Genomic DNA, 26,282 nt, shown 5'->3' with positions numbered 1-26,282 from the left:
CACCATATGAGATATGTTCGCTGTTGAGTAGCACACGAAGTTCAGATCCCAATGGGATAAGATAATTAGAATCTAAAATCTGCTTCATTGAGATTCCTCTTGGAGAAGATCAAGGATGGAGCGATTAAATGAGAATGGCATAATTTCTTCAGGGCGGTTATGAAATGCGAGTCGTGCTTTTTGGGCTACTTCTTCATTGTGTGCAGGGTTGTAATCAGGCATACCAATCCTGATGTTGGTGATTAGCCCGGACGCAAAGCTTAATCCATATGCCATTAAATTTTTATATGAGGTTGAATCAAAACTTTCGTTTGCATAAATTATTAACTCTTTAGTACCACCTTTAGTCAATACGGCTGGAATTACATCTGAAGCCAAAAGTTCAAGTGGAAGTTCTTTACCTGTACGCATCTCATCAACAGTTATCGATGTGCCAATTCGAGGATAAAAGAACTGATAGTCTCCGTCAGTTGAACGTTTACGTAAATCATCAACTACTTTCAAAAGAAAAGTAGCTCTTCCATTGTCAATCACGTAAAACGGAATATCTGTATCCAAATCTAAGCGGGATGGTGCAAGGTCGGCTAAAATATTTTTCTCAATATTATCGTGATCATTATGGAACCAAATGAGAAGACCTGCATGATATCTGTTCTTCTTTGCCTTGAAGTTGGTGCCGATCTCTCGTAAGGCTTGGTTGTGTTTTGCACATTCAATCGTTTGGCTGAGTTCTTTTATGTGGCTTTTGAACTGCGACCTTAGTGTTCCTTCTTTTGGGTAGCTGCCTAAGGTGTTTTTATTTGAAACATGAACAAAATCAGTTCGATCATCATGGAAGGGATTATTGTAGAGATAGACTTGATCCTCCCCGTGGCTTTGGCGTGCATTTCCCTTATCATTCAGATGGGTAGGGGTGTTACAACTGATGGAAATATTGTGAATTAAGTGTCGCCAGCCAATACGTTCAAGGAGAGCTGTGGCTAATGCTTCTCCAATTTCCCCTGATTTTTTTGATCCTTCTCCGCCCATTGTTACGCCTCCTTCATTTGAATGTCTACCACGGCGCGAAATCCACTCTTAGTTGGCTTGACGTCAATCGAATGTATTTTCGCATCAGGATTCGAAATGAGTAAACTGACCCCCTCCGCAATACGTGATTTTGTGACAACTTCTTTTGCATATTTGGCAAGACGTTTGCTTTCAATTGGTGCACTGTCATCAAGTGAAACACCATACTTAAGACGGGCACCATTCAGTAGTTCATCAACTTCTTCATTGTTAATATAGTTATTTGAAATTTTACGAAGGTCGGATAATGATAGAGCATCGGTCTCGGTAAGTAGTTCTTCTACTTGACGGGAAAATTCCAGTGCATTACTCGGTGTTTCTACTTTATTCGATATTGCTTTGAGTAACGCTCCTGCTACTTGAGCAGATTTCTGGGGGGGGGTTGGCTTGGGGTAGCCTTGAGAAAGTTCTCAATCCAATACTTCGTCTTTTGCCCTAGGCTATCGATAGCAAGAACCTTTAGGCCGCTAGAGATAATGACTGCACCCTTTTGAACTTTATCTAGAGATATTCCAACTCTCTCAATGACCTGGATTGCGCCTTTCTCCTCTCCGACATCAAGATAATCATCTTTACCTTCAACTCTGAATAAGCCAAGAGCTTGTAGTGATTGAGCACCTGACCTAATATCCTCAAATAAAATTATAAGGAATTCGCCACTGCCAATATTCGGATGGCTTGAGCAGCCATAAAGGTGTTTTGCGATCGCTTCACTACTTTCTTTGAATGTCTTGGGATTCGAGAAAACATTACTAGCATAGCGATTAACAGTGTTCAAAGAAACGTCTGATTCATGCGTCAAGTAGTACTCTTGACCTTTTCTGACCACAGGGGCAAGGAAATCTTTTAACAGTAATTCGTCAAGCGTACTTGAACGATGACATTCAGCTTGTGATAGATGAAATCCCTCGCCCCTGAGTTTATTCCCAACGCGGTGGACAATGACTTTAGATACCTTGGCTGAACTAATATCTATCATTTATTCTTCCTGATTTAAGATGTGAAAGTTCATAACTAACTGATAATAAATAATTTTAAGTGGATTATACATTGTTGATGCAACATTGAATTATGATTCATCGGGCCAGAAAGTCTACTTAAGTGAAACTTTAGTGTGACGGCTTGTTAGTTGAACTCTTAGCCAACGCTTATCATAACGGCATACCTTTTCTCAATGGTGTTACGTTGTAGTCATCCCCTTTTTCTAATGAAACTAGCATGTTAGCCCACAAAGCTAAAGCCCGCTTTCTCTCATCAAAATACTGATACCGATTATATATCCCCTCAACGCCTTTGATTCTGTGATTCAGGCAGTGCTCTGCGACTACAGGATCAACATCCAACACCGCCAGATTTGATCGCACAGTACGTCGGAAATCATGAATAGTAAAATTAGGCACGTCAGGAAGGTTGGCCTTTACCTTGCTCAAGGCCACTGGCAATGTGCTTTCCTGAATGTGAGGGATTATCCGATGCTGCATCTTTTTGGCAGGAAGTTCCCACTCACTATTGCAGGACATGTAATGTAGTTCTTTTAACCATTCAAATGCTGGTGCTGGAATAGGAATATTGATATCGCCATTCTTAACTTGCTCTGCGGATAGGAGCCAGACAGCTACGTCAAGATCAAACTCTGTCCAACGAGCACCGCAAAGCTCCATCTTGCGACAGCAAAATACCAGCAGGAGATTCATTGTTAATTCGTTCTGATGCGAGAATTCCTTTGTCATTGGCATTGCCTGCATAAGTTCTTCACGGCTTAGCCAGCGAGCGCTCTCTACTTTGTTCTTGGCCGCCAGCATCTGCGATTTCAAAAGCGCCTGTAGGATTGATTTCAAGCATATGTCGTTTAATGCCGTAAAAATACGACGCGTCCATCTGGGAACGTCGTTAGCGACTGTAGGCGCACCATGCTGGACGATTTTTTGCAGCATGTCGTCAATGTGGTAGGGGCGGACATCTTTGATGCCATGCTCACCCTTGCTCATTGCTGTGTACATAAATGACGTGTCTTAGTAATAGCTATGTACACACAAAACACGCGTTATAGTGATACGATATGAGACTATATAAAACGAAAAAGGCCATGATTTACAATGGCCTTTTTGTCCACATGAGACTTTGTGAGACGAGAAGAGATCGCCTGAAACCTTACTCGATATTCTGAATCTGCTCCCTCATCTGCTCAATCAACACCTTCAATTCAATAGCGGAGTTAGTAATATCGGCATTGATGGATTTAGAGGCAAGCGTATTAGATTCGCGGTTGAATTCCTGCATCATAAAATCCAGACGGCGGCCGACGGCTTCTTTTTTCTTCAGGATATTACGGGTTTCTTTGACGTGGGCATCGAGGCGATCTAACTCTTCTGCCACATCAAGACGTTGGGCCAATAAAACCAACTCTTGCTCAAGGCGGTTATTTTCAAGCTGTACCTGTGCTTCTTCCAGTTTGGTTTGCAGGCGTTCCCGTTGCCATTGCATGATTTCAGGCATTTGTTGGCGAACTTTACTGACTTCTTCGGTTACTGCGTCCAAACGTTGTTCAATCATAATCTTGAGTGCATTGCCTTCGGCTTCACGGCTTTGAATAAAGGCATCCAGTGCTGTATCCAGTTCTTGCAATAATTGAGTGCTGATAGCATCCAGGTCTTGCTCTTCTGCTGCCATAACGCCAGGCCAACGTAGAATATCAACAGGGTTGATTTCACCTTCGTTGCTCTGCTGTTTGACCCAGTTCGCTGCATTGACTAGTTGTTTTGCTAAGGTTTCATTCAGAATAAGTTCGCCTTGAGCGCGTGAATCTAGTTCAAAACGCAGGTTACACTCAACTTTTCCACGAGTCAGACGGGAACGAATACGTTCACGGATCACCGGTTCCAAGCTTCTGAGTTGTTCTGGTAGGCGAATATAAGTTTCTAAATAACGCTGATTAACGGAGCGTAGTTCCCAGGCCGCATTTCCCCATTCACTTTTGATATCTCGCCGTGCAAAAGCAGTCATACTACGGATCATGATTCGTTCCCAATTTAAACAAAAGATTAAGAGATTATAACGCTCGTTGTAGATGCAGGATAGGCATTAGCCCGGTTAGGCCGTATAATGCGCCCCCAATAATGATCTAACAACGGAGATAACACTATGCGCCCAACAGGAAGAGCGGCAGAACAAGTGCGTCCTATCACTATAACCCGTCATTATACTAAGCACGCTGAAGGCTCGGTTCTAGTAGAGTTTGGCGAGACGAAAGTGTTATGTAATGCGTCCGTTGAAGAAGGGGTTCCTCGTTTCTTGAAAGGTCAGGGGCAAGGTTGGGTTACCGCTGAATATGGCATGTTACCGCGTTCTACTCATACCCGAAATGCTCGTGAAGCAGCTAAAGGCAAACAGGGCGGACGTACGATGGAAATCCAACGTTTAATTGCCCGTTCGTTGCGCGCCGCGGTTGATCTGAAAAAACTGGGCGAACACACCATTACACTGGATTGTGATGTTATTCAGGCTGATGGCGGTACTCGTACAGCTTCTATTACGGGGGCTTGTGTCGCGCTAGCTGATGCGTTGAATAAAATGGTGGAAGCAGGCAAGCTGAAAGAGAGTCCTCTGAAATCAATGGTTGCCGCGGTCTCTGTTGGCATTGTGGATGGCGAAGGCCGTTGTGATCTGGAATATGTGGAAGATTCCGCCGCTGAAACTGATATGAACGTCGTGATGATGGAAGATGGTCGGATGATTGAAGTGCAAGGTACTGCGGAAGGCGAGCCATTTAGTCATGATGAGTTGTTATCCTTATTGGCCCTTGCCAAGGGAGGATTAGAGGATATTTTTGCAGCGCAGAGAAATGCATTAAAATAATAAGTTGATCAAGGCGACGGAATAGTCGCCTTTTTTATGCCTGTTGTATGGCGGATAACCATGACCAAGAGAGAGGAGAGACACCAATGAAAGCCTATCAGCGCGAATTTATCGAGCTTGCGCTAAAAAAACAGGTACTGAAATTTGGGGAATTTACCCTGAAATCAGGACGTAAAAGCTCGTATTTTTTTAATGCCGGGCTGTTTAATACTGGGCGTGATTTGGCGTTAATCGGGCGTTTTTATGCAGCAGCATTGTTGGATAGCGGTATTCAGTGCGATTTGTTATTCGGACCCGCTTACAAGGGTATTCCAATTGCAACGACAACGGCAGTTGCACTGGCAGAGTATCATGATATTGATATGCCATATTGTTTTAACCGTAAGGAAGCTAAAGATCATGGCGAAGGCGGTACTTTGGTTGGTAGTTCGCTTAAAGGCAATGTTGTTCTGGTTGATGATGTTATTACCGCAGGCACAGCTATCCGTGAATCTATGGAGATTATCAAGCAGCATAATGCGACACTTGCCGGCGTGATGATTTGTCTTGATCGTCAGGAACGTGGGAATGGTGAAATCTCGGCAATTCAGGAAGTGGAAAGAGATTATGGTTGCAAAGTGTTTTCTATCATTACCTTAAATGATTTGATTAATTATTTGAGTAGTCAGCCAGAGATGAAAGATCATCTGGATGCAGTAAAAGCCTATCGTGCGCAGTACGGTATCTGATAGATAAGCTTTAAAAAAAGCCCTCGCCCAATAACGGGCGGGGTGAGTAGTAGAACAACTTATTGTAACTGAGCCAATAATAATGGCCAGCGCGCTTCAAATTCCTGCGTTGGACGATAGTGGAACTCAGAGCGTACAAAACGTGATAGCATCCCTTCACAAAACGCGAGTAACTGAGAAGCTAATAGCGACTCATCATAACTGAAACCTTGCCCATCACGTAATTTTTTCTCTTTTAAAACTTGACGGATCTGTACTTCAATTCGTTCAAATAACTGATTTATACGCCCTTGCAGCCGGTTTTGTTCAAACATTAGAGCATGACCGGTCATGATGCGGGTCAGACCGGGATTTTTTTCTGAAAAACCTAGAATCAGGATTAATATCAGGCGAATACGAGTCGTGGTATCTTTTTCGTCTTGCAGAATCAGGTTAATCCGTGAAATTAATGAGTCTTCAATGAACTCGATCAAACTGTCAAACATCCGGGTTTTACTAGGAAAATGCCGGTATAGGGCAGCTTCGGAAACGCCTACGTTGGCGGCCAGTTTGGCGGTAGTGATTCGATGACTACCATCACTGGATTGCAACATATGCGCCAGCGCCTGTAAGATTTCCTCGCGCCTATTTCTTTTCTTTGTATTTTCGTTTTCTGCCATGTCTGACAAGACCTTTGTTAAGAACAGCAAAACAAATAGATCAGTAATTCTCCGCTCAACGGTATGTTGAGCAAAGAATATGATAATGGGTTAAATGGTATTAGGTTTTACAGGGACTTATTGGCGACCGGAATGACCAAAACCACCACTGCCTCTTTCGCTGGCTTCAAAATCTTCTACCAGATTGAATTCAGCCTGGACGACGGGTACAAAAACCATTTGAGCGATACGTTCGCCTGGCTGGATGGTGAAAGTTTTATCACCACGATTCCAGACGGAGACCATTAGTTGACCTTGGTAATCAGAATCGATCAAACCCACCAGATTACCCAGAACGACGCCATGCTTATGTCCAAGGCCGGAGCGGGGCAGAATAACGGCTGCCAATTGTTCATCGCCAATATGAATAGCAAGCCCGGTTGGAAGCAGTTCTGTTTGGCCTGGAGCCAATTCTACCGCATTATCCAGGCAAGCCCGCAAATCTAAACCTGCGGAGCCTGGCGTGGCGTAAGTCGGCAAAGGAAATTCTTTCCCGATACGTGGGTCAAGAATTTTAACGTCGATTTTTTTCATCATAGCGTCTGACTATCTCGTCTAATAAATGGTGGCTAAGTAATAACTTATTACTATGAGGTAAGCGGATTTCTCCCTCATGCCAGAACAAATGTAATGCATTAGTATCACTGTTAAAGCCGTGGCCGATAAGGGATACATCATTTGCACAAATCAGATCCAAATGTTTTTGGTTCAGTTTTTTTCGTGCGTATTCTTCCACATTCTGGGTTTCAGCCGCAAATCCAACCACAAAAGGGCGGTTTTCTTGCATTGCGGCTACATTGGCAACAATATCCGGGTTTTTGATCAGGGTAAAAGTGATCTCATCACTCTGTTTTTTAATTTTTTCTGCGGCAATCTGTTTAGCGCGATAGTCTGCAACCGCAGCACAACCAATGAAGATATGCTGTGAATCTGCTACTGCCTGTACTTGTTCATTCATTTCCAGTGCGCTGGTAACGTCGATTCGTTTGACTCCTGGTGGTGTCGGTAAATTAACGGGGCCTGTGATAAGGGTGACTTCTGCGCCACGTGTTGCCGCAGCCTGAGCGATAGCAAACCCCATTTTGCCGGAGCTGTGATTGCTGATAAAGCGAACGGGGTCCAATGCTTCCCGGGTTGGTCCAGCGGTAATAGCAAGCTTTAGGTGAGCTAAGTCTTGGCTGGATTGAAAATGTTGTTCAGCGAGTTCAACAATCGCTGTAGGGTTTAACATTCTGCCGGGACCAACATCACCACAAGCTTGGCTGCCGTTATCCGGTCCCCACAGAAGAACCCCCCGTTCTTCAAGAAGCTTGAGATTATATTGTGTTGCCTGAGCTCGAAACATCTGTTGATTCATTGCGGGCACTGCGGCAATTGGGGCTGAGGAGGCTAGGCAGACAGTGGTTATGAGATCATTCGCCATACCGACTACCAGGCGCGCCAGTAAATCAGCAGTAGCAGGGGCGAGAATAATTAGATCGGCCCATTTGCCAAGTTCAATATGCCCCATAGCCGCTTCTGCAGCCGGATCTAACAAGTCATTAGAAACAGGATAACCAGAAACTGCCTGCAACGTCATTGATGTAATAAACGCTTCTGCTGCTGGTGTCATCACTACACGTACTTGTGCGCCGCGATCACGCAGGCGACGTACCAGCTCGGGAGTTTTGTAAGCGGCTATCCCTCCGCTGATACCGAGCACAATCTGTTTGCCGGAAAGTCCTGCCATCATGAGTGTCCGAATATTAAGTTGCAAGGGGACAAGATTTTATCACAAGAGATTACAGAGTTGAGCAGAGTCTGAACTTTGATTGTAAAAAAGGATAAATTTGCGAGCGGCTACGCAGCTCCTAAATATGATATTCGCCCTGATGTTTAAGGCATGGAATACTGTTTGTATCAGGTAAAACAGAGCAGGGAGATGAATATATGGAATTTAATGTTGCTGAAAATACAGGAGAAATATATTCAAATTTAGCTCCCAGAGAAAAGTTGTTGGCTTATGGTTCGGTTTCTCTGACAGATGCTGAGTTACTGGCTATTTTTTTACGTACCGGGACCAGAGGACTTCCTGTTTTACGAATGGCTGAATTTCTATTGAAAGAATTTGGGTCTTTGTACCATTTACTCTCTGCTGATTATGACACTTTTTGTTCTCATAAAGGAATGGGATTAGCCAAGTATGCACAATTACAGGCTATTGCAGAACTGGCAAAACGTTTTTTTTCCAGCCAGTTCATGCATGAAGATATTATGAGTAGTCCAAGTGTGACTCAAGAGTATTTGCAAAATCTATTATCGGGGCGTGATAGGGAAATATTTGTTGTGTTGTTTCTCAATAACCAAAATAGAGTCATCTGTCATGAGGAGATGTTTAAAGGCACAATCAATAAAGTTGAAGTTCATCCTCGTGAAATTATCCGATCAGCGATAAAGGTGAATGCTTCATCCGTCATTTTGGCTCATAATCATCCATCAGGTCATGCAGAGCCGAGTTTGGCAGATAAGATTGTTACAGATAAAGTGATTGATGCCTGTAATTTGGTTGGTATAAAAGTGCTGGATCATCTGGTTATTGGCCGGCAATGTTGTGTCTCATTTGCGGAGCGAGGATGGATTTAAGCTAACTTTTTCAAGATCCTTGTGGATCTTTGGTTGTGCGGGACTTGAGCGTCAGCGATTGAGGGCGTATACTACGCCACCTTTGAGGATCTTTGGTTTGGCGAGAAGAGCCTATCTCAGCACATTTTCTGAGTAAATGTGAGTCTTTTCAGTAGAATTTGCTGAGATGGGCTCCTAAGCCTGACGAGGCGGCCATACCCAATACAAAGCTCGAGCTGATTTGATTTTTGGAGAATAGACATGTCCCGAGTCTGCCAAGTTACTGGCAAACGCCCGATGAGTGGTAATAACCGCTCTCATGCATTGAATGCGACTAAGCGTCGTTTTCTGCCTAACCTGCATTCCCACCGTTTCTGGGTTGAGTCCGAGAAGCGCTTTGTGACTCTGCGTGTATCTGTTAAAGGTATGCGTGTGATTGATAAGAAGGGTATTGACGCAGTTTTGGCTGAGCTTCGTACCCGCGGTGAGAAGTACTAAGGAGCTGAAAAATGGCTAAAGGTATTCGCGATAAAATTAAGCTAGTTTCTTCGGCTGGTACTGGTCACTTCTATACCACTACGAAGAACAAGCGTACTATGCCTGAGAAACTGGAAATGAAAAAATTTGATCCAGTTGTTCGTCAGCATGTTATGTATAAAGAAGCCAAGATTAAATAAAATTTTGGTTGATTTGATAAAAACCCGGCTTAGGCCGGGTTTTTTGTTGTCTGAAGAGTTTTAACAAATACTCACTGATTCTTCTCTGCATTTCATATATATCCTGTTATTCGTAGACGTAAGATGTTGTTTCGCTATACTAACGCCTTCCGGTAGGCTAGATATGAAACCGAAATGGCTAAAGAAAAACTAAATATTTTACATACAGAATCTTCTTGTGGTTGGGGTGGTCAGGAAATCCGTATCCTGACGGAATCCCAAGGAATGATAAGACGTGGACACAAAGTGGTTATTGTCTGTTGTCCCGGTTCTAATATCTACCGTGAAGCAAAATCTTATGGTGTGCCGGTAGTAGCCCTGCCTATTGAGAAAAAGCGGTTGTCCTGCTTTCTTGCTATGCGTCGTTGGTTGAAAAAAGAAGGTCGTCAATTTGACGTTATTAATACACATAGCTCGACAGATGCATGGTTGGTTGCTGCGGCTTGCACGACGTTAAGGCATATGCCGCCAATGGTCAGAACCAGGCATGTTTCTACCCATGTTGCTAATTCAATATCAACTCGTTGGTTGTATTTGAGAGCGTGCCGACATATTGCGACTACAGGTGAAAAATTACGTCAACATCTGCATGCTAATAATCGTTATCCATTACAGCATATGACATCAGTGCCTACCGGCATCGATTTAGATCGTTTTCGACCGGAAGATAAGAAAGTTTGCCGTCAGCGGATTGGGATTCAAGATAAACCGACATTAGGCGTCGTTGCGACCATGAGAACTTGGAAAGGGCATCGCTATCTGTTAGAAAGTTGGAAAGTTCTGCACCAGAAATATCCTGATTGGCAACTTTTGTTTGTGGGTGATGGTCCACAACGTAAATCATTGGAACCACTAGTAAAGCGAGAAGGCTTGTCAAACAGTGTTATTTTTTTAGGCAACCGTCAGGATGTTCCTGATTGTTTGAATGCGATGGATTTATTTGCATTACCTTCTTTTGGTAATGAAGGCGTGCCACAAGGCATTATGCAAGCAATGGCGTGTGGAATACCTGTGGTATCAACCTCTGTTGGTGCAATTGCCGAAGCGGTAATTGATGGTGAAACGGGTTATATCGTGGAACCTAGAAATACAGAGTTATTGACGAAATGTTTAGATTTATTGATTCATAATAATGAGCTGCGCTTGCAATTCAGTCATTCTTCATTAAAGCGGGCAGCTGCTTTATTTGGCATAGATAATATGTTGGATAAAATGGAAAATATCTTTTTTCACAGCATTAAAGGTAAAAAACGTTAACATTTTTTAAGATTTATTCTGGTGCTTATTCTTTGGTTTATGATTTTGAGTAATATCAACTTATTGATATTAAATTACTTTAAGGTTGATTGTTAGTTAAATCACCCTGCTGCGATCAATTGTATACAAAATAGTTTTTTTGTATATTTTGTTGAATTTTATAGCAGATTAATTAGATAATTGTCTTATGCAGATCAAAAATATTCTGGTCATTGTTGTAGCACGTTTCGGTGATACCTTATTGGTAATGCCGGTGATTCGTGCTTTAAAGCAGAAATGGCCTAGTGTGAATATTGACGTTATGGCTCATAAAAGGACTAAACAGATCCTTGAAAATATAAATGATATCAATAAATTGACTGCTTTTTCGAAAAGTAAGGCAAAATGGTATGGTTGGTTTACCCGTAAACATTATGACCCGGCTTTAGTCTATAGTGACGATAAACCTTTATTACAGTATGCAAAACGTAAATCGTGCTTAACAGTTTCGTTTTCAGATAAGTCCACGTTGCAATCTGATTGGCTAACTGTGGAAAAGCCAAAGGTGCTGATGCCAGCTCAACAGGAACGGGCCATGCTTGCTGGTGCGGTAGATGTTGAGGTAAGTGACTGGCGGTTGAATTATTGTGTGAGTGAAAAGGAGTTACATTTTGCTGATGGTTTTATGCGGCAGTATCATTTAGAGAATAAACTCCTGATTGGTTTTCAGTTACAAAGCTTCCCGGCAAAAGCTTATCGTGATTGGCCGGTTGAACATTTTTACCAATTAGCGCAACACATTTATAGCCGTTATCCCCAGTCGCATATTATGTTATTAGGCAGTACTGACGGTAAAATTGCTGCACAGTCACTGGCAAAAAGATTAGGGGCTGAAAAGTGTACTTCATTGGTTGGTAGACTAACAATGCGACAGAATGCAGCAATAATGAGTAGACTTGATTTGTATGTTGGTGTTGATACAGGGCCGACACACTTAGCTGGTGCATTGGGTATCCCGATGGTTGCTATGTATCATAGTTTTCATCCAGGCCGTTTTTTAGCGCCTCAACAGCATTCACATTTGGCGGTTATTGAACATCCGGTTCACTATATGCAAGCCACCCGCAAAGACTCGATGTCTGCAATATCTGTTGAACAAGTCTGGCAGGCAACGCAAAAGTTACTAGAAACTACGTCGTCAGGAAGAAAAGATGAAAATAGGTTTAGTTGATGTCACTGTAACTATGTCTTACGGTGGTATTCAGACGGCAGTCTGGGAACTTGCGAAAGCGTTGACTGATGCCGGGCATGAGATCCATATTTTTGGCGGCAAGGGTGATGTCCAGCCAGAGCTCAATGGAAGAGCAATCCAAGTTCATACTTTTCCATTTATTCCCAGAGAGAAAGTAATTAATATTGGTCGACGTTTCCAACGTATTATTGAACGTTACTCGTTTGCTCGCCATGCTCGCGGTACAGTTGTTACTGAAGATTTTGACTGGATTATTCTGACGAAGCCATTTGATTTTTTCTGGCCTCGAATGATGCCAAAAGAGAGTCGCACCAAATTTTGCTATATGAGCGGTGGCACTAGTTTTTTCAAGGGCGACAGAAAGCTGAGTAAGCGAATTTCAGCTTGGGTGGCATGCAGCCATTTTAATGCCTGGCAGATTCAGCACCATTTTAAACAATTTCCGAAGGTGATTTACAATGGTGTTGATATTAATAAATTCAGGCCGATAGACTCTTCTGTCAGAACTCGTCTTGGGATCAGCGATAAAACATTTTTGCTGACCTTTGCCGGGCGGTTGGTTGGCTGGAAAGGCATACATGTGGCTATTGATGCAATGGCTCAACTACAGGATAAAGACATTAAATTGCTGATTATCGGATCAGGTGAAGATCTGAAATGCTTGGAAACGCGGGTTGCAGCACTGCGGCTGGAAGAACAGGTCATCTTCCATCCACCTGTAGGGCATGATCAGTTGCCTGAATATTATGCTGCTGGTGATGCGGGGATTTTCCCCAGTATTGGTGACGAAGCGTTTGGGATTACGATTGCGGAAGCGATGGCGTGTGGCAGGCCGGTTATTGCCAGTTATATCGGAGGCATACCGGAAGTTGTCGGTAATGAAAGTAATTCAGGTATTTTGGTTACGCCAGGAGATGTTTCAGCAATTGTCGATGCGGTTAATTTTTTATTGTCTCAACCAGACAGGGGGCAAAACATGGGCAAAGCAGCTCGTCAACGGATTGAAACAATGTATACCTGGGAGCATTCGGCAAATCGTTTACTAAAAGCGATAAATAATGAAAATTGCCTATATTGATCCCTATCCGGTTCCTGATTATCGGGTAGCATCATTGCAAATTTTGCAGAATGTTGATGCGTTTGCTCGCCAGGGAGCTAGCATATATCTGGTTACGCCTGAAGGTAAAAATACCGCAGAGGAGATCTTGGGACGTTCATTATCACCATCAGCTAAGCTGATCTCTTTACGCAATATTCGGCGTAAATGGTATTTTCCATTCAATACCCAAAAAATGTTCTATTTCCAGGTTTCCCATTGGTTGAAGAGAAATGAGGTAGATGCCGTTTTTACCCGTAATCTGAAAATGGCAAAGTATTTATTATGTGAACATCCAGAAATTCCGCTGTTTTTTGAGAGTCATGAGATTTTTGCCCAATCATTTAAAGAATCTCATGATTTAAGTAAAAATAAAAATCAGCGTAAGTATCAGAAGCTGAGAGAAATCGAGCACTTTGTTTATCGTCAGTCCAGGATTGTTTTCGCTCTGACGTCGTTACTCCGTGATGATATTATTAGTGAATACAATGTCAGCATACCAATAGTTGTTGCGCCGGATGGTGTGGATCTGCGGGCAGTCGAATCGGTGTCATTAGATAAACGTATATCAGACGACGGTGAATTACCAACCCAGATCCTTTATTTGGGCAGTTTGCATCATTGGAAAGGTGTTCCTACGGCGATCAAAGCGATGGCTTACCTTGAGAATGCAATATTGAATATTGCTGGTGGTGAACCAGAGCAAATTCAGCAATTACGACAGATTGCTCAGCAAATGGGGGTTGGCGATAAAATCAATTTTCTTGGATTTATTCAACCTAAATTACGTTTTCAGATAATTGCAGATAATGATATTTGTCTGTTGCCATTAACTAAAACTAGCATTGGCAGTCGCTATACTTCGCCACTGAAACTATTTGAATATATGGCGATGGATAAGCCGGTGGTTATCTCCGATTTTCCTTCGATTCGTGATGTGGTTGATGAAAATGCGGTCAGTTTTGCTGACAGTGAGAATGCGGAGAGTTTTGCTCAGCAGATTCAGTTAATAAGAGATAATCCAGAGAAAGTTAAGTCACAAGTCAGTTATGCGAAAATGTTGGTGACAGTGCGTTTTAATTGGGAACAGCGAGCGAAGCTTATTATGCAGACAATATCAAGGGATATTTCTGCATAATAATCGGTTTGATAGTATAGTCGAGATGTCTGGTTAATCGTTTTTCTGCTGATGTAGAGCAATCATCAGACCGAATAGAATACCTATCTCATTGATATAGGTATTTTCAAAGGCTCCTCGGACGATAAATAATCCGATAAATCCCGTCAGTAGAATAATACTGGCCTGCTTTATTACGCCATTGTTACGGCTAATAATATGGCTACCCGTGTATAGCGCTGAAAAGGTCATCAGCAAAGTGGTAATCAAACCAATGATTCCACCGGCAAACCAGAGTGCCAGAAAGATATTATGGGGGCCGATAGATGTGCGATATATCCAGTCTGGATAGTCAACAGCTCGTTCATTGTAGACCTTGTGATAGACTTTATTGCCAAAACCGTAGCCTTTAATCGGGTTTTCTTGAATCAACTCAAAAGCAGCACCCTGTGTGCCATTTTTATAACGATGGCTGCTATCAGTTTGAGTCAGCTTCCAAAATAATAATTTAGTATTTTCATTAGCTATGATCGTAGTTTGAGAAAGTAAAACTGAAAAACTAAGGATTAAACTCGCTATTATGGTCAGTTTCCATTCACGATTAATGATGATGATAAAAGCAGTGATGACGGCAACGGCGACCCAAGCGCCACGGGCTAAGGTACCTAATAGCAAAAACAGACTGATAGCGGAAGCAACAGCCAGTATTAGCCAACTCACTAAGGTATGTTTCTTCCACAATGCCCAAGTACACAGTAAGATGGGGAAATAGAAAATAAAGCCGTAAGAAAATTCTCGATGGTTGAAGTTGGTAAAAGGCATTTCACCTTTATTGTAGTTAATAATGTATTTACCAATATCAGTGAGGCATATTGCCAGCATACCAATGGCAAATGAGTACAAAATCATCTTGGCAATACTTTCTTTGTTTTCTTTGTACAGGACAACAGGAAAAGTAAAACTGAACAATAACAGCCCATTCAGGATGGGTTTATTCATATCCTTAAAACTCAATGCCGGATCGACGGAAATCGCCACTGAATAGAACATGGCTAAAACGAATAACAAAATGGACAGAAATAGTGAACTACGCATGGAACGCATCACTTGACGAAAATCTGTCACCAGATAGGTTAGTGCTGTAATGCCAATAAGGGCGATAACCAGGTTTTTATATCTCGTTATATCGGGCAGATAAACAAGGGCTATATAAATCCCAATGATGGATAGATTCCATAATGATCTTTTATCACGACTTTTAATATTAAACATATTCATCAATCTGCTTTCGTTTCTGTTGAGTTTGGTTGGAAATAATACATGAAAAGATTATCTTAATCTGCTCAGATGCAATAGAGTTGAAACAATATACATAGTTAGGAGTTATTACCATGCCAGAACTACCAGAAGTAGAAACCAGCCGGAGAGGAATAGAGCCACATCTGGTAGGGAATGTGATCCAGTATGCGGTAGTCAGGAATGGTCGGTTACGTTGGCCGGTGGCGGAAGAAATTATGAAATTGAGTGACCAGCTTGTGCTTAGCATTCAACGCCGTGCCAAATATTTGCTGATTGAACTGGCAAATGGTTGGATTATTGTCCATTTGGGAATGTCGGGCAGTTTGCGTATCTTGCCAGAGGAGCGCCCTGCGGAGAAACACGATCATGTGGATTTAGTGATGGCAGATGGTAAGGTTTTGCGTTATACCGATCCCAGACGATTTGGGGCGTGGTTATGGAGCGATGATCTTGAACGGTGCTCGGTATTGGCTCATTTGGGGCCGGAGCCACTTTCTAATGATTTTAACGGCTCTTATCTTTACACCCGGTCAAATAAGAAAAAAACCTTGATTAAGCCCTGGCTAATGGATAACAAACTGGTTGTTGGAGTCGGTAATATCTATGCAAATGAGGCGTTGTTTACTGCCCATATTCAGCCTGATCGTCCCGCGCAGACTTTAACTGAGCGTGAAGCCAACTTACTGGCGGAAACGATTAAGAAAGTTCTACAACGATCTATTGAGCAGGGTGGTACGACACTCAGAGATTTCCTGCAATCTGATGGTAAACCGGGCTATTTTGCTCAGGAATTGTTTGTTTATGGTAGAGCAGGAGAGCCATGCCGAATTTGTGGTGAAAAAATAGAGAGTATTAAGCTTGGGCAGCGCAGTACTTTCTTTTGCCGTCACTGTCAGTATTAGTTGATATCGGATAGTTAGGGGAGGCGTTGCATAGGGAGTATCCGCCTCCAGTGAATAGAGTAAATTACTTGCCCAGTTTTTTTAGCATGGCTTGGGCGACAGGCTCTGGTAGGAATGATGAGATATCGCCATCGTGGAGAGCGACATCTTTAATCAAGGATGAAGAGACAAACGAGAGATTTTGTGATGGCAGCAGAAAAACACTCTCTAATTCGGGCATAAAGTGGCGGTTCATATTAGCAAGCTGCCATTCATACTCAAAATCAGATACTGAACGAAGGCCACGGATAAGGATATTGGCTTGCTGTTTTTTGGCGAAATTAGCCATCAATTCACAAAAACCCACCACTTCCACATTATCCAGATGTGAGGTCACCTCTTTTGCCAGAGTAATGCGCTCATCCAGAGTAAACATAGGATTCTTTCTGGCACTATTGGCGATAGCAAATAGAACGTGGTCAAACATATCTGCGGCGCGGGTGACGATATCAATATGGCCGTAGGTGACAGGATCAAATGTTCCGGGATAAATAGCTTTTGTTTTCATCAATTTTTACCCTTCTGTTGTCTCTTTTCCCACAACGCGACGTATTTATTAAACGTATATTGAGCATTGACAATAGCCAGTACTAATCCTTGTTTACCATCAAGAAAGCCAGCTCGCAACAACCAGGTTTTAAAAAAAGCCCCAAAAGTGTGACTGAAAATTGAGAAATAACCGCACTGTTTACCTTGTTCATAGCGCTGTTCTGCCCAGGCTTTAGCATAATTTAGTTGTTTTCTCTGAAATTCCATCAGATCACGGCAAGTAAGATGAAGTAAATCCCCTTGCAGAGTGACAACCGGCGAGCCATTGGTTTCAAGGGATTCATGAACCTGATTGTTATTGTATTGATAACGGCCACGGGCATAGAGGCGGATGACGCGATCCGGGTACCAGCCACTGTGTTTCATGAAACGGCCAAGAAATAGATTCCGGCGGGCGCAACTGTAGACTTTACTGTTATCAGCATGTGTTAGAGCTTGTTCTATGGATGCTCTGAGTTCTGGTGTTACACGCTCATCAGTATCGATCATAAAAATATAATCGCCAGAGGCATATTGCTGAGCTAGCTGACGCTGACGACCAAACCCGTGCCATTCTGTGTTGGAAAATACTTTTGCACCCATTGCCTGTGCTATCTGGCAAGTATCGTCTGAACTACCAGAATCGAGCACGATGATTTCATCAGCCCAATGGACTGAGGTAAGACAATCTGCTATCAGATCCGCTGAATTCTTGGCGATCATGACAACGGAAAGACGTTTTTTGTCACTCATTCAGTGGCTCCGAGGTGGGAGATAGGGTTCCAGCAGTTTAAGCAGGCGTTGAAGAGCGCCTTGATTTTCATGCAGCACTTCTGCTGCGTGGCGACCATAATACAGGCGATAATCTTCGTCAGTCAGTAAGCTGTTGATCTCGGTGAACAAAGAGTGGCTGTCCGAAACGGTAATCAGACCATTAGCTTGATTCAGCTTGGCGCAGATATCTTTAAAGTTAAAGGTATGTGGACCCATTAGCACCGGAATAGCATGGGCTGCCGCTTCTAGCGGGTTGTGACCGCCACGTTCAACCAGACTGCCGCCAACAAAGGCCAGATCGGCAATACCATAAAGCAGCATCAATTCACCCATTGTATCGCCGATAACAACCTGAATATTGGCGTCAGGGATTTTATCAGAACTGCGAAGAATATAGCTGAGTCCAGCTTTCTTGGTTAACTCTTCCGCTTTAATAAAACGTTCAGGATGACGAGGAACTAGGATCAATAACAGGCTTGGACACTGTTTCAGTAACTTGCAATGAGCATCTAGAATAATACTCTCTTCCCCATCATGGGTGCTGGTGGCTATCCAGACAGGCCGACGAGCAGCCCATTGGCGCCGTAATGTCACGGCTTTAGCGGCCAATTCAGGCGTTACTGAGATATCGAATTTCAAACTGCCGGTAATAGTCAGTTGAGAGCGTTTTAAACCCAGTTCAATAAAGCGTTCACCATCTTCTGGATTCTGAGCGGCAATCAAGGTAATGCTACGCAAAATTGTTTTTACGAAATTCCCTACTTTTTGGTATCCCGCAGCGGAACGTGCGGACAAACGGGCATTAGCAATGACCAGAGGAATGTTGCGTTGGTGAAGTTGGAAAATCAGATTAGGCCAAAGTTCTGTTTCCATGATAATGACTAACTTTGGATTAACTTGATTGAGGAAGCGCTCCATAGAACCGGGAAGATCGTATGGCAAATAGACATGATTAACATCATTTCCCAGAGCAGAAAGCACCCTTTCTGAGCCTGTTGGCGTCATCGTTGTCACGGTAATGGGTAAAAAAGGGTAGTGATGGCGCAAGGCTCTGACTAAAGGGATTGCGGCCAGCGTCTCACCCACGGAAACGGAATGGAGCAGGATGCCTCCAGCGGCAACTTTACCAGCACAGAAACCATAGCGTTCACCCCAGCGTTGACGGTAAGCCGGGGCTTGGCGACTGCGGAGCAATAAACGCAACCAAATCAGAGGTTGGATAAGGTAGAGAAGTACCTGATATAAACGCAGTAACATTCTATCAAATTCATTTACATAAATTAGCGCCAATAGTATCACATTGCTTCAAAGAAAGTATGAAAATGCGTATGGCTTCTAGAATCTGAACAGAATTAGAAAGGTAAATTAGGATTTTTAGGCAAGATCGTGCTTCTATTAATATGAAAGTAGCACGGATTTTTTGCAGCTTCTGCACATGGTCGCGGCAGCTTTTTCGTTTATCTTTATACTGGGAATGCAATGAGTAAATTACACGCTCAATTTGACCGTATTCTGATAATAAAGTTACGACATCATGGTGATGTATTATTAATTACACCAGTTATTAATACCCTTAAGGATAATTATCCTGAGGTGGAAATTGATGTTTTACTCTACAAAGAAACCGAACCAATATTGGCTGATTTTTCTTCTGTAGATAATCTATTTTCTATAGATAGACAATGGAAAAAACAAGGAACCAAAGCACATCTTGGTCATGGATGGAGATTGCTTAGACGATTAAGATATCGTCAATACGACTTGGTTATTAATCTAGCTGATCAATGGTATAGTGCATTTGTGGCACGATTTACTGGCGCAAAAGTGCGTATTGGGTTTGATTTAGTAAAACGACGAGGCCTGTTTTGGAAAAAATGTTTCACAAATCTTGTTCCGACAGAGCATAGCCGGTTTTTGCATATTGTTGAGCAGAATTTGTCAGCTCTTTCGTTGTTAAATCTTCCATTGATCAACACTAAAGTGACGATGAGTTACTGTAAGGAGGATAAAGAGATTGTTTTGGCGCTTCTTGGTAAGCATGGTGTGAATCAAAAATATATTGTTGTGCAACCAACATCCCGCTGGCTTTTTAAATGCTGGGATGAAAAAAAGATGAGTGAAACGATTAGTGTATTGCAGTCTGATGGTTGGACAATTGTTGTTACCTCCGGGCCAGATCGTAAGGAGGAGGAGATGGTGGAGAAGATTTTAGCAAACTGTCCAAAAGAAAGAGTAGTTTCTTTTGCTGGCCAGTTAACTTTACCGCAACTTGCAGTGCTGATTGAGGGGGCTAATTTATTCATAGGGATGGATTCCGTTGCTATGCATATGGCTGCTGCGTTGAAAACACCGGCTATCGCTTTATTTGGGCCATCAAAGTTAGTATTCTGGCGTCCGTGGGAAGCGAAAGGTGAAGTTATTTGGGCTGGTGATTATGGTGATTTACCTGATCCTGATGATGTTGATACTAAAACGGATATACGTTATCTGAATGTCATTCCCAGTGATATGGTTATTGCAGCCGCCCGGAGAAATTTATTATGAAATTAGTACGTCTTGCGATTGTTCGGCAGAAATATCGTCCGGATGGTGGTGCAGAACGTTTTGTCTCCCGCGCCTTAGAAGCTTTGGGAAATGAAAATTTGGAGCTTAACGTTATTACACGTTCCTGGCAGGGAGATGTTAATCCTGATTGGCATGTGCATTTAGCAAATCCTCATAAATGGGGACGCATCAGCCGTGAGAGAGGATTTGCTAAAGCAGCCAAAGTAATATGGGAAAAAGAGCAGTTTGATCTTGTTCAAAGTCATGAACGTATTGCTGGTTGCGATATTTATCGTGCGGGTGATGGCGTTCATCAGCGCTGGCTACAGCAGCGTGCGCGTGTTTTATCTCCTTGGCGAAGCAAATTGCTTTTTACGAGTCGTTACCATCGTTATGTAATGGATGCTGAACAAAAGATGTATTCGGCGCCAGAATTAAAAATGGTTATCTGTAACTCGGAAATGGTAAAAAGGGAGGTCATGACAGATTTTGGGCTTTCTGAGGAAAAAATATCGGTTATTTATAATTCGATAGACAATAAACAATTTTTTCCTGCAACTGAATCTCAGAGAATACAATTAAGGAAAGAACATAACCTTCCCGTACAGGCTAAATGTTTAGTTTATGTTGGTTCGGGGTTTGAGCGAAAGGGATTAAAAGCAGCGATTCAGGCAGTGAGTGCGACTGATGCCTATTTGATAGTTGTAGGGCAAGATAAAGAAGAGAAGAAATACAAGCAGTTAGCTAACTCGCTGGGATGCAATGGGCGAATTAGATTTATGGGTATTCAAAAAAAGACGTTGCCCTTTTATCAGCTTGCAGATGGCTTGTTGTTGCCGACCTTATATGATCCGTTTCCAAATGTGATACTGGAGGCGATGGCTTGCGGGCTTCCGGTAATAACCAGTACGACATGTGGCGGCGCTGAATTTATTAACTCTGGGAGTAACGGGTTTGTATGTGATGCCTTGGCTATTTCAGATATTACGGAAGCGATTCAGAATACGCCTTCAAATCATTTGAATAATAAAATGTCAGAATTAGCGAGAACGGGAATACTCTGTTATACACCGGAACATTTATCACAACAGCTCATTGGATTATACGAAAAGGTGCTTTCATCATGAAAGGACATATATTATTTATCATTGATGGATTACCTGGTGGCGGTGCAGAAAATGTCACTATCCGGCTTTGTGATGGTCTGCAACAGAGGGGATATGATGTTACGTTGCTCTCTTTGGCGGAGAAATGTGAATATTCGATACCTGATGGTATTGAACTGATCATTGATGCTGATAGGTACAAAGGGCCTTTTAGAAGACAGACTGAGATTTGCCGTAGGGCTAAATCTATGGATAAGGTTTTAGAAAAAGTTTTTCTTCGCAAGGGCATCCCTGCATTGATTGTCTCAAACTTGCATAAAACTGATCGTATTGTCGTGCAATCAAAAGTGTTAGCGGGGTTAAATGTATGGTTTTGTATTCATGGGGTATTTTCAAATTCATATCTTGGTAATAAAACGGGATTATCTCGTTGGATCAAGAAACAAAAAATCAAGTGGACATATAATAACCGGAATTTAATTTGTGTATCTGATGCTGTAGGGAGAGATTTAAAAAATAATTTGTCACTTACTCCTAATGAAATGGTGACAATTTATAATCCTTTTAATATCCCAGATATTAAACAAAAATCACTGCAAAATAACCCTTATGCGGATGAAAACTATTTATTGCATGTTGGTAGATTTCACCGGGTTAAGCGGCATGATCGTTTATTAGAAGCGTTTGCGCAAGCAGATATTCCGTGTAAGTTATTGATTGTTGGTCACGGAGATGAGGTTATTACTCAACAGATAAAGCAGAAAATTGTGGATTTAAACTTACAGTCTAAAGTGATTTTAACGGGATTCCTCGAAAATCCATTACCTGTTATCCGTGGAGCTAAAGCGGTTGTCTTGAGTTCTGATAGCGAGGGATTAGGTAATGTACTGATTGAATCATTGATTTGTGATACGCCAATTGTTAGCACGATGTGTCCTGGTGGAATCAATGAAATTATGGTTGGTGAGCTGGAAAAATATAAATCAGAGCTGACAGTTGATTCGCTTGCAGAGAAAATGAAGTTTGTCTGCTATGAACCGCCTGTAATTACAGAGGATATGTATAAGAAGTTTGATTTAGATATTATTTTGGTAAAATATCTATTCTTAATGAATAGGTAAGAGTGGTTATATGCGTTTTTTGAGAGTGATTATTTAGATAAATTAATGAATGAAAATCTTAGAAATTAGGAGAGCTTAATAGTAAAAAAACAACTTTCTGAAAGATCTAGGATTTCATTTTATAACGTTTCTTACTGATAGGATTAAATACGAAATATAGAATTCAATGGGATATAGAGCTACTATATAGATGATAAGAGAATTGCACTATTTTATAGATCTGCGTACTATAAAGCCATCATTTTATTCTATTGTGGGCATATTCTGATGACTCGACCTGCATTTATTATCACTATTGATACTGAGGGCGATGACCTGTGGCAAAATCACGGTCAGATCTCGACAAAAAATACCTATTATTTACCAAGATTTCAGCATTTATGTGAGCATTTTGGTTTTAAGCCAGTTTGGTTGACGAACTATGAAATGGCAATGGATGATTTATACATTGAATTTGCCAAAGATATTATTGCCAGAGGACAGGGGGAGATTGGTATGCATTTACATGCCTGGAATAACCCACCACTTGTTCCTCTTACAGACGATGACATGCGTTATAAACCTTATCTGATTGAATTTCCAAAAGAACAAGTTAGAGCCAAAGTTGATCTCATGACTAAGTTATTGGAAGACAAACTACAGGTTAAAATGTTAAGCCATCGGGCAGGTCGTTGGGCATTTAATGAATATTATGCTGAATTGCTGGTGGAATATGGGTATCAAGTCGATTGTTCAGTAACACCACGGGTTAATTGGCGTTTCACCAAAGGCGATCCTAATGGCAACGGTGGAACTGATTATCGTTACTTTCCATCTTATGCCTATTTTATGGACTTGCAGAATATTGCTAAAGAGGGGGATTCTTCTTTGCTGGAAGTCCCTATGAGTATTCAATATAAACATCCTCCGTTGATGAATTTCCTTAAACAGAAATATGACAGCTTACGTGGGAAACAGCGTTCTCCATCTGTTAACTGGCTAAGACCAAAGGGAGGCAATCTGGAACAAATGAAAAGGGTGGTCCAGCAGACATTAGCAGAAGGCTGTGATTATGTTGAATTTATGCTGCATTCATCTGAATTTATGCCTGGTGGTAGCCCGACATTTAAAAATGAAGAGCAGATTGAATTACTTTATCAGGATCTAGAGGCACTATTTAACTACTTACAGCCACAGGTTAAAGGAATGACATTGGCTGAATATTATCAATTTAAAAAGTCATCGTGATTAATAAAATAAAATTAACATAAAGATATTAATAGAGATTCACTTAATTTTGGGCAGATAATACTGCCTAAATTAGGTTAAGTGTTAAATGTATTGTTTTTTTAAATTAGATTTCATTTTATTAATAAGATTAAATTGAAAGCAATTTTGTATAATATAATTTACGATAAAAACAGTTTTAATAATATATTTATATTATTAAACTAATTTGGAATTATTTAAATCTATTATAAATCGCTTATTTTAGCGTTTGAATAGGAAAATAGATAATATGGGGTAGGGTTTATAGCGAATTATCTGTTTTCAGTTAACAACTAAAAAATTAGGCGTCTACCAGAAACGCCTCATATTTAATCATTAATCAGCCAATATTTTTTTGAAGATGAGTTAATACCTTCGATGGGGTAATACTTTTGATATTCCCATCCCCCGCTTTTAACGATATTTGTTCTTTGCCATAGCCACCAATTAGTCCTGGATCTGTCGGACCAAACAACGTGATATTAGGGCGATCCAATGCGGCAGTGAGGTGGCTCAGGCCAGTATCAACAGAAACAACCGCTTTTGCACCGGCCAACTCTTGGGCCACTTGTGCCAAAGTCAGCTTTGGTAGTACTTCCACATGAGGGAAGTTTTTTGCCAGTCTCAGCGCACGTTGGTATTCATGTTCTGCGCCCCAAGGGAGCTTAATTCGTACACCTGTCGGCTGAATTTCGGTAATAAGTTGTCGCCAATGGCTTTCCGGCCAATGTTTTTCATCGCGAGTTGTAGCATGAAGAAAAACCAGATAATTGCTCTGGTTTTCTGGGGGCTGATTCAGAAAATGACGGGCAATCCCATAATCGCCCTGTGCTGCCGGTTTGGTATAACCCAGGCTGACAGCAAACAGTTCCCGGATACGTTCTACGGCGTGCTGTTGCTTGCTGACTGCATGACAATAATCATAAAAGAAACTTGCTAATGGCTCACGGATACTTTTGCGGTCGTAACCATGTTTAGGGCCATAAGCTAATCGAGTGACTAAAAATGCGCTTTTCAATAACCCTTGAGCATCGATGATGGCATCATATTGATGTAATTTTAATTTTTCTCTGAATAAACGGCGTTCTGTACGAATTTCTGGACTAAACCAGTTTTTACGCCAGCGGCGAATAGCAACAGGAATAATGTGATCAACAGTGCTGTGCCAGCCAGGGATTTGGGCAAAACCTTCCTCTACTACCCAATCAAAACGGACGTCAGGTAAGCTTTTTTCTGCATCCGTCAGTGCAGGGAGCGAGTGGAGGACGTCGCCCATAGAAGAAGTTTTAACCAGTAAAACCCGCATTAACTCTGGTTCTCCGCTTGTAATAATTTTTCCAGGGAAGCTATCACCTGCTCTGGTTGGATATCAATCAGACTCTGATGATAGCCATGTGCGCTGTCGCCTTTTCTGACTTTATGATAGCCAGTAATGAGACGGATAATTTCCGCTTTATCGGATAATGGTGGGGTAAAATCTGGGCTACTTGGGCCGTAAAGTGCAACCAGAGGGCGATTAAGCGCTGCGGCAACATGCATTAAACCAGAATCGTTGGTCACAATAGCATCACAGGCGGCGATAATATTGACTGCCTGTTCAAGAGAGGTTTGTCCGGCAAGATTAATACAGTGTTCACGAGCTTCTTCCGTCAGTGACTTGCGGATATCCTCTCCACCTTCGTGATCTTTGGCTGAGCCAAATAGCAGAATTTGATAGCCCTTTTGAGTAATAAGCTGTTGAGCCAACGCGGCATAGTGATAATGCGGCCAGCGTTTCGCCGGGCCAAATTCTGCGCCGGGGCAGAAACCGATGATAGGCCGATGATCAGAAATATTGAATGCCGCGGTGGATTCAGCAATATCTTCATCACTGACATCTAGTTGAGGCCAAAGTGGTTGAGGCAGGTCTGCCGCACTACTGGGTTTTGCATCGTAAGCCAATGCGGCATAGCGTTGAACCATTAATGGGAAGGCTTCTTTATTCAATGTGCGAATATCATTGAGCAATCCATATCTCATTTCACCGCGCCACCCAGTGCGCAGAGGAATATTGGCGAAAAAAGGCACCAAGGCAGATTTGAAAGAATTTGGTAGCACATAAGCGCGATTATATTTACGTTCACGCAGGGCGACCCCCAAACGACGGCGTTCGCCTAGTGCTAATGCGCCATGACCTAACGGCATAGCCAATGCTTGATTGACCTCCGGCATTTTGTCCAGCAGTGGGCGGCACCAGGCTGGGGCCATCACATCAATTTCTGCATTAGGATGCAAAGCCTTTAATGTCCGGTAAAGGCTCTGCGACATCATCATGTCACCCACCCACGAAGGGCCGATCACCAATATTTTCATAG

At 42.2% G+C, this 26,282-nt stretch carries 26 protein-coding genes and 1 pseudogene; 14 read left to right on the top strand and 13 right to left on the bottom strand.

Annotated elements, in window-relative coordinates:
- Nucleotides 1–84 precede the first annotated feature (84 nt).
- The 4 genes and pseudogenes from gapS4a to B0X70_RS24725 all read right to left on the bottom strand — a co-directional run bounded on the left by gapS4a (nt 85) and on the right by B0X70_RS24725 (nt 4,083).
- On the bottom strand, nt 85–1,029 hold the full coding sequence (gene gapS4a / locus B0X70_RS24740; RefSeq protein WP_217470603.1) for a GapS4a family protein: 945 nt from the start codon (nt 1,027–1,029) through the stop codon (nt 85–87).
- 394 nt (nt 1,030–1,423) lie between these two features.
- Complete coding sequence (locus B0X70_RS24735; RefSeq protein ID WP_217470602.1) at nt 1,424–2,047, bottom strand: nucleoid-associated protein; 624 nt, start codon at nt 2,045–2,047, stop codon at nt 1,424–1,426.
- A gap of 172 nt (nt 2,048–2,219) precedes the next feature.
- Nucleotides 2,220–3,029 (bottom strand): annotated as a pseudogene (locus B0X70_RS24730) (tyrosine-type recombinase/integrase); the annotation flags it as partial.
- A 190-nt stretch (nt 3,030–3,219) separates the two neighbouring features.
- On the bottom strand, nt 3,220–4,083 hold the full coding sequence (locus tag B0X70_RS24725; RefSeq protein WP_217470601.1) for a YicC/YloC family endoribonuclease: 864 nt from the start codon (nt 4,081–4,083) through the stop codon (nt 3,220–3,222).
- Between the two features lie 126 nt (nt 4,084–4,209).
- On the opposite strand from B0X70_RS24725, the gene rph reads away from it, so the two are divergent.
- Both rph and pyrE read left to right on the top strand, forming a co-directional pair.
- Complete coding sequence (gene rph, locus B0X70_RS24720; protein WP_036811175.1) at nt 4,210–4,923, top strand: ribonuclease PH; 714 nt, start codon at nt 4,210–4,212, stop codon at nt 4,921–4,923.
- An 86-nt stretch (nt 4,924–5,009) separates the two neighbouring features.
- Nucleotides 5,010–5,651, top strand: a complete 642-nt coding sequence (gene pyrE / locus B0X70_RS24715; protein ID WP_217470600.1) for an orotate phosphoribosyltransferase — start codon at nt 5,010–5,012, stop codon at nt 5,649–5,651.
- A 59-nt stretch (nt 5,652–5,710) separates the two neighbouring features.
- Here the strand turns inward: pyrE and slmA are convergent, their stop codons facing one another.
- The 3 genes from slmA to coaBC form a co-directional block, all read right to left on the bottom strand.
- The gene (slmA, locus tag B0X70_RS24710; RefSeq protein WP_036778585.1) at nt 5,711–6,310 is read right to left on the bottom strand and encodes a nucleoid occlusion factor SlmA; all 600 of its coding nucleotides are present in this window, start codon (nt 6,308–6,310) and stop codon (nt 5,711–5,713) included.
- Between the two features lie 117 nt (nt 6,311–6,427).
- Entirely contained in the window at nt 6,428–6,886 is a 459-nt protein-coding gene (gene dut / locus B0X70_RS24705; RefSeq protein ID WP_036811181.1) for a dUTP diphosphatase, read from the bottom strand.
- Entirely contained in the window at nt 6,864–8,081 is a 1,218-nt protein-coding gene (gene coaBC / locus B0X70_RS24700) for a bifunctional phosphopantothenoylcysteine decarboxylase/phosphopantothenate--cysteine ligase CoaBC (RefSeq protein ID WP_217470599.1), read from the bottom strand. The genes dut and coaBC overlap by 23 nt, the downstream gene beginning before the upstream one ends.
- A gap of 197 nt (nt 8,082–8,278) precedes the next feature.
- On the opposite strand from coaBC, the gene radC reads away from it, so the two are divergent.
- The 7 genes from radC (at nt 8,279) to B0X70_RS24665 (ending at nt 14,388) form a co-directional block, all read left to right on the top strand.
- Nucleotides 8,279–8,971: a RadC family protein gene (radC, locus tag B0X70_RS24695; protein WP_046394896.1), complete on the top strand. Its 693-nt coding sequence runs from the start codon at nt 8,279–8,281 to the stop codon at nt 8,969–8,971.
- A 240-nt stretch (nt 8,972–9,211) separates the two neighbouring features.
- Entirely contained in the window at nt 9,212–9,448 is a 237-nt protein-coding gene (rpmB, locus tag B0X70_RS24690) for a 50S ribosomal protein L28 (RefSeq protein ID WP_011148921.1), read from the top strand.
- An 11-nt stretch (nt 9,449–9,459) separates the two neighbouring features.
- A complete protein-coding gene (rpmG, locus tag B0X70_RS24685; RefSeq protein ID WP_010847629.1) occupies nt 9,460–9,627 on the top strand; it encodes a 50S ribosomal protein L33 in 168 nt (55 codons plus the stop codon).
- 174 nt (nt 9,628–9,801) lie between these two features.
- A complete protein-coding gene (locus B0X70_RS24680; protein ID WP_217470598.1) occupies nt 9,802–10,923 on the top strand; it encodes a glycosyltransferase family 4 protein in 1,122 nt (373 codons plus the stop codon).
- A gap of 187 nt (nt 10,924–11,110) precedes the next feature.
- Complete coding sequence (locus B0X70_RS24675) at nt 11,111–12,133, top strand: glycosyltransferase family 9 protein (protein ID WP_217470597.1); 1,023 nt, start codon at nt 11,111–11,113, stop codon at nt 12,131–12,133.
- Complete coding sequence (locus tag B0X70_RS24670; RefSeq protein WP_217470596.1) at nt 12,114–13,232, top strand: glycosyltransferase family 4 protein; 1,119 nt, start codon at nt 12,114–12,116, stop codon at nt 13,230–13,232. Before B0X70_RS24675 ends, B0X70_RS24670 begins: the two co-directional genes overlap by 20 nt.
- Nucleotides 13,213–14,388, top strand: coding sequence for a glycosyltransferase family 4 protein (locus B0X70_RS24665; RefSeq protein ID WP_217470595.1), 1,176 nt, complete (start codon nt 13,213–13,215; stop codon nt 14,386–14,388). Before B0X70_RS24670 ends, B0X70_RS24665 begins: the two co-directional genes overlap by 20 nt.
- Nucleotides 14,389–14,421: 33 nt before the next feature.
- Here the strand turns inward: B0X70_RS24665 and rfaL are convergent, their stop codons facing one another.
- Nucleotides 14,422–15,639, bottom strand: coding sequence for an O-antigen ligase RfaL (rfaL, locus tag B0X70_RS24660; protein WP_246593385.1), 1,218 nt, complete (start codon nt 15,637–15,639; stop codon nt 14,422–14,424).
- 119 nt (nt 15,640–15,758) lie between these two features.
- Between rfaL and mutM the strand changes: the two genes are divergently transcribed.
- Complete coding sequence (gene mutM / locus B0X70_RS24655; RefSeq protein WP_036778519.1) at nt 15,759–16,568, top strand: bifunctional DNA-formamidopyrimidine glycosylase/DNA-(apurinic or apyrimidinic site) lyase; 810 nt, start codon at nt 15,759–15,761, stop codon at nt 16,566–16,568.
- A 64-nt stretch (nt 16,569–16,632) separates the two neighbouring features.
- Here the strand turns inward: mutM and coaD are convergent, their stop codons facing one another.
- Genes coaD through waaA form a run of 3 tightly spaced genes read right to left on the bottom strand, consistent with a single transcriptional unit; the run spans nt 16,633 to nt 19,166 of the window.
- Nucleotides 16,633–17,115, bottom strand: a complete 483-nt coding sequence (gene coaD / locus B0X70_RS24650; protein ID WP_046394902.1) for a pantetheine-phosphate adenylyltransferase — start codon at nt 17,113–17,115, stop codon at nt 16,633–16,635.
- On the bottom strand, nt 17,115–17,888 hold the full coding sequence (locus B0X70_RS24645; RefSeq protein ID WP_217470593.1) for a glycosyltransferase family 2 protein: 774 nt from the start codon (nt 17,886–17,888) through the stop codon (nt 17,115–17,117). Before B0X70_RS24645 ends, coaD begins: the two co-directional genes overlap by 1 nt.
- Nucleotides 17,889–19,166 (bottom strand): lipid IV(A) 3-deoxy-D-manno-octulosonic acid transferase, encoded by a 1,278-nt coding sequence (gene waaA, locus B0X70_RS24640; RefSeq protein ID WP_036811212.1) that lies wholly within the window; start codon nt 19,164–19,166, stop codon nt 17,889–17,891.
- A gap of 222 nt (nt 19,167–19,388) precedes the next feature.
- Between waaA and rfaQ the strand changes: the two genes are divergently transcribed.
- From rfaQ to B0X70_RS24620, 4 genes are all read left to right on the top strand, one after another.
- Nucleotides 19,389–20,453 carry a putative lipopolysaccharide heptosyltransferase III gene (rfaQ, locus tag B0X70_RS24635; protein ID WP_217470592.1) on the top strand — a complete coding sequence of 355 codons (1,065 nt, stop codon included), beginning with the start codon at nt 19,389–19,391 and terminating at the stop codon, nt 20,451–20,453.
- Entirely contained in the window at nt 20,450–21,580 is a 1,131-nt protein-coding gene (locus tag B0X70_RS24630; RefSeq protein ID WP_217470591.1) for a glycosyltransferase family 4 protein, read from the top strand. Before rfaQ ends, B0X70_RS24630 begins: the two co-directional genes overlap by 4 nt.
- A complete protein-coding gene (locus tag B0X70_RS24625; protein ID WP_217470590.1) occupies nt 21,577–22,680 on the top strand; it encodes a glycosyltransferase in 1,104 nt (367 codons plus the stop codon). Before B0X70_RS24630 ends, B0X70_RS24625 begins: the two co-directional genes overlap by 4 nt.
- A 267-nt stretch (nt 22,681–22,947) precedes the next feature.
- The gene (locus tag B0X70_RS24620) at nt 22,948–23,907 is read left to right on the top strand and encodes a polysaccharide deacetylase family protein (protein ID WP_217470589.1); all 960 of its coding nucleotides are present in this window, start codon (nt 22,948–22,950) and stop codon (nt 23,905–23,907) included.
- Between the two features lie 361 nt (nt 23,908–24,268).
- Here the strand turns inward: B0X70_RS24620 and rfaC are convergent, their stop codons facing one another.
- Nucleotides 24,269–25,234: a lipopolysaccharide heptosyltransferase RfaC gene (rfaC, locus tag B0X70_RS24615; RefSeq protein WP_217470588.1), complete on the bottom strand. Its 966-nt coding sequence runs from the start codon at nt 25,232–25,234 to the stop codon at nt 24,269–24,271.
- Nucleotides 25,234–26,280 (bottom strand): ADP-heptose--LPS heptosyltransferase RfaF, encoded by a 1,047-nt coding sequence (gene rfaF / locus B0X70_RS24610; protein WP_217470587.1) that lies wholly within the window; start codon nt 26,278–26,280, stop codon nt 25,234–25,236. Before rfaF ends, rfaC begins: the two co-directional genes overlap by 1 nt.
- Between the last annotated feature and the right edge of the window lie 2 nt (nt 26,281–26,282).

The organism is Photorhabdus akhurstii, from assembly GCF_019090985.1.
Taxonomy (GTDB): domain Bacteria; phylum Pseudomonadota; class Gammaproteobacteria; order Enterobacterales; family Enterobacteriaceae; genus Photorhabdus; species Photorhabdus akhurstii.
This window is presented reverse-complemented; position numbering and strand designations above follow the sequence as displayed.

What these genes read in the sequence shown, in the direction of transcription:
- B0X70_RS24725 (WP_217470601.1), bottom strand. Translation starts at nt 4,083, where the DNA reads ATGATCCGTAGTATGACTGCTTTTGCACGGCGAGATATCAAAAGTGAA.
- B0X70_RS24620 (WP_217470589.1), top strand. Translation starts at nt 22,948, where the DNA reads ATGACTCGACCTGCATTTATTATCACTATTGATACTGAGGGCGATGAC.
- coaBC (WP_217470599.1), bottom strand. Translation starts at nt 8,081, where the DNA reads ATGATGGCAGGACTTTCCGGCAAACAGATTGTGCTCGGTATCAGCGGA.
- B0X70_RS24665 (WP_217470595.1), top strand. Translation starts at nt 13,213, where the DNA reads ATGAAAATTGCCTATATTGATCCCTATCCGGTTCCTGATTATCGGGTA.
- rph (WP_036811175.1), top strand. Translation starts at nt 4,210, where the DNA reads ATGCGCCCAACAGGAAGAGCGGCAGAACAAGTGCGTCCTATCACTATA.
- rfaQ (WP_217470592.1), top strand. Translation starts at nt 19,389, where the DNA reads ATGAGTAAATTACACGCTCAATTTGACCGTATTCTGATAATAAAGTTA.
- dut (WP_036811181.1), bottom strand. Translation starts at nt 6,886, where the DNA reads ATGATGAAAAAAATCGACGTTAAAATTCTTGACCCACGTATCGGGAAA.
- coaD (WP_046394902.1), bottom strand. Translation starts at nt 17,115, where the DNA reads ATGAAAACAAAAGCTATTTATCCCGGAACATTTGATCCTGTCACCTAC.
- B0X70_RS24735 (WP_217470602.1), bottom strand. Translation starts at nt 2,047, where the DNA reads ATGATAGATATTAGTTCAGCCAAGGTATCTAAAGTCATTGTCCACCGC.
- rfaF (WP_217470587.1), bottom strand. Translation starts at nt 26,280, where the DNA reads ATGAAAATATTGGTGATCGGCCCTTCGTGGGTGGGTGACATGATGATG.
- rfaL (WP_246593385.1), bottom strand. Translation starts at nt 15,639, where the DNA reads ATGTTTAATATTAAAAGTCGTGATAAAAGATCATTATGGAATCTATCC.
- mutM (WP_036778519.1), top strand. Translation starts at nt 15,759, where the DNA reads ATGCCAGAACTACCAGAAGTAGAAACCAGCCGGAGAGGAATAGAGCCA.
- slmA (WP_036778585.1), bottom strand. Translation starts at nt 6,310, where the DNA reads ATGGCAGAAAACGAAAATACAAAGAAAAGAAATAGGCGCGAGGAAATC.
- B0X70_RS24630 (WP_217470591.1), top strand. Translation starts at nt 20,450, where the DNA reads ATGAAATTAGTACGTCTTGCGATTGTTCGGCAGAAATATCGTCCGGAT.
- waaA (WP_036811212.1), bottom strand. Translation starts at nt 19,166, where the DNA reads ATGTTACTGCGTTTATATCAGGTACTTCTCTACCTTATCCAACCTCTG.
- B0X70_RS24675 (WP_217470597.1), top strand. Translation starts at nt 11,111, where the DNA reads ATGCAGATCAAAAATATTCTGGTCATTGTTGTAGCACGTTTCGGTGAT.
- radC (WP_046394896.1), top strand. Translation starts at nt 8,279, where the DNA reads ATGGAATTTAATGTTGCTGAAAATACAGGAGAAATATATTCAAATTTA.
- B0X70_RS24645 (WP_217470593.1), bottom strand. Translation starts at nt 17,888, where the DNA reads ATGAGTGACAAAAAACGTCTTTCCGTTGTCATGATCGCCAAGAATTCA.
- B0X70_RS24680 (WP_217470598.1), top strand. Translation starts at nt 9,802, where the DNA reads ATGGCTAAAGAAAAACTAAATATTTTACATACAGAATCTTCTTGTGGT.
- rpmG (WP_010847629.1), top strand. Translation starts at nt 9,460, where the DNA reads ATGGCTAAAGGTATTCGCGATAAAATTAAGCTAGTTTCTTCGGCTGGT.
- pyrE (WP_217470600.1), top strand. Translation starts at nt 5,010, where the DNA reads ATGAAAGCCTATCAGCGCGAATTTATCGAGCTTGCGCTAAAAAAACAG.
- rpmB (WP_011148921.1), top strand. Translation starts at nt 9,212, where the DNA reads ATGTCCCGAGTCTGCCAAGTTACTGGCAAACGCCCGATGAGTGGTAAT.
- B0X70_RS24670 (WP_217470596.1), top strand. Translation starts at nt 12,114, where the DNA reads ATGAAAATAGGTTTAGTTGATGTCACTGTAACTATGTCTTACGGTGGT.
- B0X70_RS24625 (WP_217470590.1), top strand. Translation starts at nt 21,577, where the DNA reads ATGAAAGGACATATATTATTTATCATTGATGGATTACCTGGTGGCGGT.
- rfaC (WP_217470588.1), bottom strand. Translation starts at nt 25,234, where the DNA reads ATGCGGGTTTTACTGGTTAAAACTTCTTCTATGGGCGACGTCCTCCAC.
- gapS4a (WP_217470603.1), bottom strand. Translation starts at nt 1,029, where the DNA reads ATGGGCGGAGAAGGATCAAAAAAATCAGGGGAAATTGGAGAAGCATTA.